Annotated in this window: 1 pseudogene; it reads right to left on the bottom strand. The window is 31.8% G+C overall.

From position 1 onward, the window contains the following. Positions 1-186 (bottom strand): annotated as a pseudogene (locus AC1DRF_RS31385) (hypothetical protein); the annotation flags it as partial. Positions 187-623: the final 437 nt, after the last annotated feature.

Below are 623 nucleotides of genomic sequence, written 5' to 3' on the forward strand. Positions count from 1 at the left end.
GAAGTGGTCTTTTTTATAATGTACTCTTACCAGACAAGAAGGACAAACAAAAAATCCCATGTTCTCTTTTTCACCTGTAACTTCATGAGCATAAAATTCTCCCGTTGTTTTAACTTGATCAACGATTTCCATATAACCATTATGAAAATAAGCTAGCTTGTTATAGTACTTGTTAATAATAATCAAATCTTAATTCGCTGGTTATCTTGCTTCTTCTTCTCTCCTTCTCCCTTCCTAATATAAAAAAAGAAGACTCTTCTGCCTTCATTTCGCTTTCAAACTTTTGCTTTTTTTAACGTTCCATTTCTTGTGCTACAATTCTTTTTTTGTAGATTGTGCTCCATTATTCCGTGCAAAAGATTTTGTAAATCCATTTTATAATTTCTCTTTTTCCTTTTGTCCTAATACTTTTTCTCTCTCAATACCTCCACCTTTTTAAGTCGACTTTTAAAGAAATCTTAGCGAGAAATCTTTTTTATTTTTCAATTCCATTTATTTTTTAATGGCAATTGGATCWATATTTCGTAAAAACATATCCATSATATTCGTTCCTTTCCTGTAAATTGTRRKTCCMCACTWCAAAAGMGRGAAGAGCATAAGGGGTTTTTGCCCCCACSATAGGT

It is taken from the genome of Priestia sp. P5_B4, assembly GCF_056400385.1.